Source organism: Frateuria sp. Soil773, assembly GCF_001428405.1.
GTDB lineage: Bacteria > Pseudomonadota > Gammaproteobacteria > Xanthomonadales > Rhodanobacteraceae > LMSL01.
Genome location: NZ_LMSL01000016.1, coordinates 5140 through 14441 on the forward strand (window position 1 = coordinate 5140; position 9302 = coordinate 14441).

Annotated in this window: 7 protein-coding genes; 5 read left to right on the forward strand and 2 right to left on the reverse strand. The window is 69.7% G+C overall.

The window, feature by feature from the left end; all coding sequences use genetic code 11:
* Positions 1 to 2829, reverse strand: a 2829-nt coding sequence (locus ASG87_RS07365; RefSeq protein WP_056003119.1) for an autotransporter serine protease, incomplete at its 3' end; no start/stop codon positions are given.
* Positions 2830 to 3053: 224 nt separating this feature from the next.
* Between ASG87_RS07365 and ASG87_RS07370 the strand changes: the two genes are divergently transcribed.
* From ASG87_RS07370 to ASG87_RS07380, 3 genes are all read left to right on the forward strand, one after another.
* A complete protein-coding gene (locus ASG87_RS07370; protein ID WP_056003121.1) occupies positions 3054 to 4238 on the forward strand; it encodes an acetyl-CoA C-acyltransferase in 1185 nt (394 codons plus the stop codon).
* A gap of 152 nt (positions 4239 to 4390) precedes the next feature.
* A complete protein-coding gene (locus ASG87_RS07375; protein ID WP_056003124.1) occupies positions 4391 to 4816 on the forward strand; it encodes a hypothetical protein in 426 nt (141 codons plus the stop codon).
* A 187-nt stretch (positions 4817 to 5003) separates the two neighbouring features.
* A complete protein-coding gene (locus ASG87_RS07380; protein WP_056003127.1) occupies positions 5004 to 6611 on the forward strand; it encodes a carboxyl transferase domain-containing protein in 1608 nt (535 codons plus the stop codon).
* A 179-nt stretch (positions 6612 to 6790) separates the two neighbouring features.
* Here ASG87_RS07380 and ASG87_RS07385 read toward each other — a convergent pair whose 3' ends face one another.
* Positions 6791 to 7429 (reverse strand): TetR family transcriptional regulator, encoded by a 639-nt coding sequence (locus tag ASG87_RS07385; RefSeq protein WP_056003130.1) that lies wholly within the window; start codon positions 7427 to 7429, stop codon positions 6791 to 6793.
* Between the two features lie 92 nt (positions 7430 to 7521).
* On the opposite strand from ASG87_RS07385, the gene ASG87_RS07390 reads away from it, so the two are divergent.
* Both ASG87_RS07390 and ASG87_RS07395 read left to right on the forward strand, forming a co-directional pair.
* The gene (locus tag ASG87_RS07390) at positions 7522 to 8178 is read left to right on the forward strand and encodes a class I SAM-dependent methyltransferase (protein ID WP_056003133.1); all 657 of its coding nucleotides are present in this window, start codon (positions 7522 to 7524) and stop codon (positions 8176 to 8178) included.
* 273 nt (positions 8179 to 8451) lie between these two features.
* A partial coding sequence (locus ASG87_RS07395) for an MFS transporter (RefSeq protein WP_200949028.1) occupies positions 8452 to 9302 on the forward strand: 851 nt, incomplete at its 3' end.

Below are 9302 nucleotides of genomic sequence, written 5' to 3' on the forward strand. Positions count from 1 at the left end.
GTAGTTCAGCGTCGCCATCCTCGCCTGCTCGCGTTGGCCGAAGCGCTGGTCGTAGCCGAGCTGCACGCCGGCATCGGGGCTGAACTGCCAGTTCACCGTGGCGCCCGCCATGCCTCCGTAGCGCGACAGGCCGATGCCGCCCAGCGGCGCCCACTGGTCGATGCCGGTGAAGCTCGCCTCGGCCACGTCGCCGCGCATGGCGAACGCCCGCTGCCACAGCACCCGCGCCTGCAGGCTCAGGCTGCCGCCATGGGCCAGCGCCCATCGGCGGACCGCACGCATGCCGACGCCGGCCTGCCAGCGGTCGATGGCCTGCCCGCCGGCCTTCAGACCGAAGCCGTTGGCGCCCAGCTCGTTGAAGCCGTCGTTCTGCAGGCGCGAATACTGCAGGTTCACGTACGGCGTCAGGTTCAGCCCGCCCATGGCCAGGCGGTAGCCGGTTTCGCCATAGGCCACGCCGTAGCGGCCGCGGCTGTCGCTGCCCACGCCGGCGAACTGGCTGCCCAGTTGCAGTCTGCGCCGCATCGTCTCGCGGTAGTCGCCCACGCCGAAGCGGCCCATCAGGTAGCCGCGGCCATGGATCACGCCGCCGTACAGCATGCCTTCCAGCGCATGGCTGCGTCCCTGGTCGGCACTTTCCGCGAGGCGGCCCAGCCCCTGGCTCTGGCTGATCGCGTAGCCGGCGATGGCGTTGCCGGCCAGCCGGTAGTCGTTGCCGACCAGCATGCCGCTCAGGTCGACGCCGACCGGGCTGTAGCCGCTGCGCGCCATGCCGCCGTGGTAGCCGAGGTCCTGCGTCCAGCCGCCGGCCTGCGGCGCGTCGAGCAAGCGGTCGAAGCGATCCGACAGGGCACGCGTGCTGGCATCGATCGCCTCGAAGGCCATCGCCGCGCTGGCGGCGTGCAATTGGCCGGAGAGGCTTTCCAGCGAGCGCTGTGCCGTGGAAAGCGTATCGGCCTGCTGCAGGCTCGCCGCGCCGGCGACGAAGGACGCGCCGGCCGCGGGGCTACCGTTGCCGGCCTGCGCAAGCTGGGTATCGAGCTGCCGGAAGGCCCCTTCCACGCGCTGGGCCGCGCCGGCCGAAGCGGCCGTGTAGCTCATGTTCTGGATCGCCGTGACGTCGGCGCGGGCAACGTCCAGCCAGGCGCTGTTCGCATCGTAGCCCGGCGTCGCGGTCAGCATGACGTTGGGCGCCGCATTGACGGCGCTGAACGCTCCGGAAAGTCCGCCGGCGGCCACCAGTACGTCCGTATGCGCGTGCGCGACATAGCCCGACTGCTTGCCGATCACGTAGAGGTCCTTGCCGTCGAGCGTGGCCTTGCCGGCAACCCGCAGCACCGAGCCGAGTTCCACCGCCAGGCGGCCGGAGGGGAGACCCTGCACCCCGCTCCGCTGGTAGTAGTCGCCCTTGACCGTGACGTCGCCTCCCGCCACCTGGAAGGTGCCGGCATTGTCCAGGTCGCCGCCGACGCTGTGCACGTCGACCACCGTCGAATCGACATTGCCGAGGTCGAGGTTGCCGGGGATCGCGCTGGCCGACAGCGTGCCGCCGATGACCTGGGTATCGCCGGCGTAGCTGAGGTCGCCGCTCAAGGTCAGCTTGCCGCTGCCGCGCTTGATCAGGCCGCCCTCGCCGCTGATCGGATTGCTCCAGGTCGAGTCGATGTCCAGGGTGACGTCGGCGTCGCCCCAGTCGAACCTGGACGGGCCGTGCACCGCGCGGCCGACATTGAGCATGCCGTAGCCGTATACCGGATCGACCCCCGGCGCACCGAGGTCATCGGCTGCGCCCAGCAGGGTCTGCCGCACCAGGTCGTTGCTGAAATAGGGGAATGCCTGCCAGACGAGCGCCGCCGCGCCGGATACCTGCGGTGCCGCGAACGAGGTGCCCTCGGCTATGTAGTAATTCCAGATGTGGTTTTTGTCGAGTGCGCCGACGATCACGTTGCCGGGGGCCGCCAGGCAATAATTCATGGCCCTGCCGCACGCGTTCGAATAGTCGGCCAGTTGGCCTGGCTTGTTGCTGTCTATCGCCACCGCCACCAGCCAGCCACGGGCCAGGTCGCCGGCAAAGTTCGGCAACGAGGCGATGTCGCTCGGATCGGCCCGGTGTTCGTTGCCCGCGGCGAATACCACCAGGCCGTTGTGCTGTTCCACATACGGACGGTAGGCATCGGCAAAGGCGTTGTTGATCTTTGCATCGGCGGTGTCCCAGTAGATGCCGCCCCAGGAGTTGTTCTGGATCTGCACGCCCGCATCGATCATCGCGGGATTGAGCGTCTGGGCGAAAAACGCGGCGTCGTCGGCAGTCACCTTGTTGCCCAGGCCCGAACCGTCGTCGGTGGGTTCCTTGTCGCTGATGATCCGCGCCGAGACGAGGCTGGCCGAAGGCGCTATGCCGCCCTGGAACATGCCCAATCCCATGCCGGCCGCGATTTCGGCCACGAAGCTGCCGTGCCCGACCACGTCGTCCACCGCTGTGTTGTTCTGGCTCGGGTCGACGAAGACGAGTTCCTTGACCACCCGGTCGCCCACCGACGGGTTGTCGCGCGCGATGCCGCTGTCGACGATGCCGATGGTGACGCCTTGGCCGCTGTAACCTTCCTGCTGCGCCGCGCGGGCATGGGTGAGGTTGAGCTGCGCGTCGTACGGTGGCGGGCTTTCGGGTGGCGGAGCCGGTGGCGGCGCACTCGGAGGGGGACTCGGCGGATTGGACCGCACGATGCCATTGCCACCGCCGCCTCCACCGCCACAGGCGCTCAAGCCCAGCGTCAAAGCCAGCAATGCGGCCATCTCGCGGCGCCGCAGCCCCTGCATGCCAGATTCCATCTCGTGCCTCCCCTAAGGCGATTCGGCAGTACTCCATGCCTGACGCGGCCTCATTGCCCGAGGCCCATGAGAACCATCATTGCACAACGAAAGCGCAACCATCCGCACCGCAAACCGCGCTGCGGCACCATCGGTGCCCGTTTGCCGCACTGCGGCATCGGCTGCGATAATCGGGCGGTTACCCCATGGGCGCCAGCGCCCCATCCAGTCTTGCGGAGATACCCATGTCGGACGTCAGCGTAGTCATCGCCGGTGCCAAGCGCACCGCCATCGGATCCTTCCTCGGCCAGTTCACCGGCGTGCCGACGCCGACGCTGGGCGCCACGGCGATCCGTGCCGCGCTGGAGCAGTCCGGCGTGGCCGCCCAGGAGATCAGCGAAGTGATCATGGGCTGCGTGCTGCCCGCCAACCTCGGCCAGGCGCCGGCGCGCCAGGCGTCGCTGGGCGCCGGGCTGCCGGTCGGCACGGGCTGCACCACCATCAACAAGGTGTGCGGCTCGGGCATGAAGGCGATCATGCTGGGCCACGACCTGATCAAGGCCGGCTCGGCCGAGCGCGTCGTCGCCGGCGGCATGGAGTCGATGACCAACGCCCCGCACATGGTCAACGCGCGCAGCGGCATCCGCTACGGCGACGGCAAGCTGGTCGACCACATGGCCTGGGACGGCCTGACCAATCCCTACGACGGCAAGGCGATGGGCGTGTTCGGCGAGCTGTGCGCCGACAAGTACCACTTCACCCGCGAAGAGCAGGACGCGTTCGCCATCGAGTCGGTGAAGCGCGCGCAGGCCGCCCAGCAGAGCGGCGCGTTCGCCGGCGAGATCGTTCCGGTGACCGTGGCCGGCCGCAAGGGCGAGGTGCAGGTGGATACCGACGAGCAGCCCGGCCGCTCCGACATCGGCAAGATTCCCTCGCTCAAGCCCGCCTTCCGCAAGGAGAACGGCACCATCACCGCCGCCAGCTCCTCCAGCATCTCCGACGGCGCCGCGGCCGTGGTGCTGCTGTCGGCGGACGACGCCAAGGCGCGCGGCGTCAAGCCGCTGGCCCGGATCGTCGCCCATGCCACCCATTCGCAGGAGCCGGAGTGGTTCACCACCGCGCCGGTCGGGGCGATCCAGAAAGTGCTGGACAAGGCCGGCTGGAAGGTCGGCGACGTCGACCTGTTCGAGGTCAACGAAGCCTTCGCGGTGGTGGCGATGGCGCCGATGCGCGAACTGGGCATCCCGCACGACAAGCTCAACGTCAACGGCGGCGCCTGCGCGCTGGGCCATCCGATCGGCGCCAGCGGCGCCCGCCTGGTGGTCACCCTCCTCAACGCCCTGAAGACCCGCGGGCTGAAGCGCGGCGTCGCTGCGTTGTGCATCGGCGGCGGCGAGGCCACGGCGATCGCCATCGAATCCCTGGACTGACGGCATGCGCTTTCGGCGGGCCAATCCATGAAAGCGGGTTAACCCGCTTTTTAATACGCACTGAAGATGCGCTATAAAGATGTGGCGCAATTTCCATGAAAGCGCTATTAATACGCCCGCCAAACGGCATTCCACGGCAAAGGAGATCCACCATGAAGTTCACGCGTACCCTTCTCGCCTCCGCGCTCGTCGCGCTGCTGGCGGCTTGCAGCAACGGCGCGCAGGATTCCGCGCAGGACGCCCAGAAGTCGGCCGACCAGGCTCAGCAGTCCGCTGACCAGGCCCAGCAGGCTGCTGCGCAGACCGCCAGCCCGGCCGCCGATCAGGCTGCCCAGCAGGCCACCACCGCTGCCGACGCCGCCGGCCAGGCCGCCGACCAGGCTCAGCAGGCCGCCGCCGCCGCCACCGCTGCGGCTCCGGCCAACAGCGATGCGGCCAAGGACGCCATGTCGCAGGCCAAGGACGCTGCCTCCAACGCCGCCGACCAGGCCGGCAAGGCCGCCGACGCCGCCAAGGACGCCGCCGGCAATGCCAAGGATGCCGCCGACAAGGCCAAGGATGCCATGAAGGGCCATTGATCCCTTTTTTGTCGTTCCGGAAAAACGGCCGCCCAGTGCGGCCGTTTTTTTTGCCCGTCGTAAATACGGCTGCCGGCCCGGTCGCATATCGGGCATTCGATTCGATAAAGACGTTTTGGCCTGGCGCAGCCCCCCGTTATCATTCCAGGTTCACCCTGGCGACCGCCATGCAGCCCGAGTCCACACCATGAGCCTCATCGCTTCGCAGCTCGACACCCGTTCGCCCGAATTCCAGGCCAGCAGCCGGCAATTGCGCGCGGTGGTCGAGGACCTGCAACGGGAGCTGGCGCGCAGCGCCGAAGGCGGCGGCGCCAAGGCCCGCGAAAAGCACACCGCCCGCGGCAAGCTGCTGCCGCGCGAGCGCATCCGCGCCCTGCTCGATCCCGGCTCGCCGTTCCTTGAACTGTCGCCGCTGGCCGCCCACGGCATGTACGAGGGTGCAGCGCCGGCCGCCGGCATCATCACCGGCATCGGCCGCGTCAACGGCATCGAGGTGGTGGTGGTCGCCAACGACGCCACGGTGAAGGGCGGCACCTACTTCCCGATGACGGTGAAGAAGCACCTGCGCGCGCAGGAAGTGGCGCTGGAAAACCGCCTGCCCTGCGTCTACCTGGTCGACTCCGGCGGCGCCTTCCTGCCGCTGCAGGATGAGGTGTTCCCCGACAAGGAACACTTCGGCCGGATCTTCTACAACCAGGCACGCATGTCCTCGCTCGGCATCCCGCAGATCGCGGTGGTGATGGGTTCGTGCACCGCCGGCGGTGCCTACGTGCCGGCGATGAGCGACGAGACCGTGATCGTGCGCGGACAGGGCACCATCTTCCTCGGCGGCCCGCCGCTGGTGAAGGCCGCCACCGGCGAGGTGGTGGATGCCGAGACGCTGGGCGGTGCGGACGTCCATACGTCCATCTCCGGCGTGGCCGACCACTTCGCCGAGAACGACGCGCACGCGCTCAGCATCGCGCGCGACATCGTGGACAGCCTCAACCGGAAGAAGCCGATGCCGCTGGCGCTGCGTCCGCTGGTGGAGCCGAAGTACCCGGCCGAGGAACTCTACGGCGTGATCCCGCAGGACACGCGCCGCCCGTTCGACATCCGCGAGGTGATCGCGCGCATCGTGGACGGTTCGGAATTCCACGAGTTCAAGGCGCGCTACGGCAAGACCCTGGTGTGCGGTTTCGCGCACATCCACGGCTACCCGGTGGGCATCGTCGCCAACAACGGCATCCTGTTCGCCGAGAGCGCGCTCAAGGGCGCGCACTTCATCGAGCTGTGCAACCAGCGCAACGTGCCGCTGGTGTTCCTGCAGAACATCACCGGCTTCATGGTCGGCAAGAAGTACGAGCAGGCCGGCATCGCCAAGGACGGCGCCAAGATGGTCACCGCGGTGGCCTGCTCGCACGTGCCGAAGTTCACCGTGGTGATCGGCGGCAGCTTCGGCGCCGGCAACTACGCGATGTGCGGCCGCGCCTACGGCGCGCGCTTCCTGTGGATGTGGCCGAACGCGCGGATCAGCGTGATGGGCGGCGAGCAGGCCGCATCGGTGCTCTCCACCGTCAAGCGCGACGGCCTCGAAGCGGCCGGCAAATCGTGGAGCGCCGAGGAGGAGGAGGCGTTCAAGGCGCCGGTCCGCGAGCAGTACGAGCGCCAGGGCCATCCCTACTACGCCAGTGCGCGGCTGTGGGACGACGGCATCATCGACCCGGCCGACACCCGACGCGTGCTGGGGCTGGCGATCTCCGCGTCGATGAACGCGCCGATCGAGCCGCAGCGTTTCGGGGTGTTCCGGATGTGATCCGCCGCGGCGACCGTGCCTTTCCGGGTGCCCGTGCGGTATCCCGGCGCGTGCCGCCCGGCCTGTGCACGAACCGGCTCGACCGCGAGGCGACCTGCCCTCCCTGCACCAGGGCAAGGAGATCGCGATGCGGAAGCGTCGGCGCCCGGCGAGATCGCCCCCGGATTCCGGACAGGCGCTCAGGCCCGCCCTTTCGCCAAGCGGTCCAGATAACCGCACAGCATCTCGCCCACCGCGTTCGCCAGGGCATCCACGCTGGCGCGTGAACGCCCCTGCTCGGACACGTTCTTGCCGGTGGCGGTGAGCACGGTGGCCACGGCATCCGTGGCTTGCCGGCGCTTGCGCGCATCCACGTCGGGCAGCGCCTCGGCCATGAACGCGGACAACTGCCGTTGCCCGGCGCGTCGGTGCACCGCCGCTTCCGGCGCGTCGCGGTACAGCGGCGCGGCGTCGGCCAGCGCACCGCGCAGAGCCGCCTCCTCGCACTCGGAACGGAAAAAGGCCCGCACCGCCAGCCGCAGGCGTTCCGGCGGCGGCCGCGTCGGATCGGCCAGCAACCCGTGCAACTGGCCGCCGGTATGCGCCCATTCCTCGGCCTGCAACCGGAACAGGATCGCCTGCTTGTTGGGAAAGTACTGGTAGAGCGAGCCGACGCTGACGCCCGCGGCCTCCGCCACCCGCGCGGTGGTGAAGCGCGCCGCGCCTTCGCGCTCCAGAACGCGAACAGCCGCTTCGAGAATGGCTGCGACCAGATGTTCCGAGCGCGTCTGGCGCGGGTGCTTGCGCGGCGCCACGACGGGATTTTCGCGGGCTTTCATGGCATCGGCTCCCGAATGCGAATTGTGAATGCGACGAATCATTCGCATTCTAGCGGCACCTGCAACGACGTTGCGCTTTCCCTGGAATCCTCATGTCTACCCTTGCCGCACCTCCGCTTTCCGACCTGCTCGACCGCCTGTTCGACGATGCCGACGCCACCCAGGCCGCGCTGGACAGCGACTTCGGCCAGCTACCGCCGGAGCAGCGCGCGGCCCTGTTCCGCGGTTCCGACTGGCGCGCGCTGTATACCCACGCCAAGGACGCCCATCTCGCCGTCTCGCGCGAGACCGGCCGCCTGCTCTACATGCTGGCCCGTGCCGGCAAGGCGCGCGCGGTGGTCGAGTTCGGCACTTCCTTCGGCGTGTCCACGCTGCACCTGGCCGCCGCGCTGCGCGACAACGGCGGCGGCCGGCTGGTCAGCGCCGAGTTCGAGCCGGGCAAGGTGGCGCAGGCCCGAGCGAACATGGCCGCCGCCGGGCTGGACGACCTGGTCGAGATCCGCGAGGGCGATGCGCTGGAAACGCTGGCGCACGACCTGCCCGAGCGCATCGACCTGGTCCTGCTCGATGGCGCCAAGGTGCTGTACTCGCCCGTGCTCGACCTGCTCGAACCGCACCTGCGCCCCGGCACGCTGGTGATCGCCGACAACGTGGACATGGCGCCGGACTACCTGGCGCGCATCCGCAGCGGGAGCGGCTACCTCAGCCTGCCGTTCGACGATGACGTGGAACTGTCGATGCGGCTGTGAGCGCGCAGCCCGCGGAAACGCCGTCCGATGGAATTCCTCTCCCGCTGCGGGAGCGGGTGGCTACCTGCAGGCGCTGGAGCGCCCGCGGAACGGCGAAGCCGGCCCCGCCGGGGCGAACGCCATGGATGGCGCGAATCCAGCCGTGAGAGAGCACGTGCGAAGCACGACGCTACGGCGGTGCCAGGCCCTCCCCAACCCCTCTCCCGCAAGCGGGAGTGGGGCTTCGTACCTCGACGCGCCAAGGCGCGCCCATCCACCCCATGCCATGACCCCATGAACGCATCCACCCTCGCCTCCGTCGCCCCGTCCCGCTCCAGCCTGTGGCTGTGGTGGCTGACGCTGGCGCTGTTCCTCTCCTACCTCGCCGTCGCGATGCCGCTGCCGGTGATCTCGCTGTACGCCACCGGCACGCTGGGCCGCGACGCCACGCTGGCCGGACTGGCCGCCGGCCTGCCCTTCGCGGCCACCATCCTCACCCGCCTGCGTGCCGGGCGCCTGGCCGACGGCCGCGGCGGCAAGCCCTGCATGCTGGCCGGTCTGCTGGTCTACGCGCTGGCCAGCCTGGTCTGCCTGGCCAGCGCCTGGCCGGCACTGCCGCACGGCGCGGCCTTCGGCGTGCTGCTGGCCGGGCGCCTGCTGCTCGGCCTCGGCGAGAGCCTGGCCACGGTCGGCATGCTGGGCTGGGGCATCGCCCTGGTCGGCGGCGCGCAGGCGGGGCGCTTCCTGGCCGTGATGGGCATGGGCATGTACGGCTCGTTCGCGCTGGGCGCGCCGCTGGGGCTGGCGCTGTACCGGCATGCCGGCTTCGCCGGGCCGATGCTGGCCGGCATCGCGCTGCCGCTGCTGGGGCTGGCGATGGTCTGCGCCCTGCCTGCGCGGGCAGGACACGGCGGCACGCGCGCGCCGGTGCGCCAGGTGCTGCGGCAGATCGGCGCGCCGGGCCTGGTGGTGGGCCTGCAGGGCGTGGGCTTCGCGGTCATCGGCGCCTTCATGTCGCTGTACTTCGTCGGCCGCGGCTGGCCGTACGCCTGGCTGGGACTGAGCCTGTTCGCGGCCGGCTTCGTGGCGGTGCGGCTGGCCGGCGGACGCCTGCCGGACCGGCTCGGCGGCGTGCCCGTGGCGCT

Excerpts from the sequence above, each read along its gene's own strand:
- ASG87_RS07390 (WP_056003133.1), top strand. The coding sequence starts at position 7,522 with ATGTCTACCCTTGCCGCACCTCCGCTTTCCGACCTGCTCGACCGCCTG.
- ASG87_RS07370 (WP_056003121.1), top strand. The coding sequence starts at position 3,054 with ATGTCGGACGTCAGCGTAGTCATCGCCGGTGCCAAGCGCACCGCCATC.
- ASG87_RS07385 (WP_056003130.1), bottom strand. The coding sequence starts at position 7,429 with ATGAAAGCCCGCGAAAATCCCGTCGTGGCGCCGCGCAAGCACCCGCGC.
- ASG87_RS07380 (WP_056003127.1), top strand. The coding sequence starts at position 5,004 with ATGAGCCTCATCGCTTCGCAGCTCGACACCCGTTCGCCCGAATTCCAG.
- ASG87_RS07375 (WP_056003124.1), top strand. The coding sequence starts at position 4,391 with ATGAAGTTCACGCGTACCCTTCTCGCCTCCGCGCTCGTCGCGCTGCTG.